At 53.3% G+C, this 229-nt stretch carries 1 protein-coding gene; it reads right to left on the bottom strand.

Annotated elements, in window-relative coordinates; genetic code table 11:
• Positions 1-229, bottom strand: a 229-nt coding sequence (locus ACZXDY_RS46800) for a hypothetical protein (protein WP_464350144.1), incomplete at both ends; no start/stop codon positions are given.

Raw genomic sequence — 229 nt, 5'->3', positions numbered from 1 at the left:
AACCGCCCACCCCGCCGCTCCAACAACAACCGCCGAGAAGACGAAAACTCTCCATTTTAAGGTTTTTCAGCAGACTGTTAGAGCGTTCTTCGAAGCGATCAGCGCCCTTAGCTAGATCGTGCCCCGTCTTGCTCTCGTTTTTCGCTTCTTCCTTAGCAGTCGCCTCGCGCAAGTCTTCAGCGGCCCGTTCCCCCGCTTTTGATGATTTTCGTTCGTCTTCCATTTGATG

The sequence above is a fragment of the Bradyrhizobium sp. LeoB3 genome (assembly GCF_055456055.1).
Note: the sequence above shows the minus strand (reverse complement) of the source record. Positions and strands in the feature narration are given on the sequence as shown.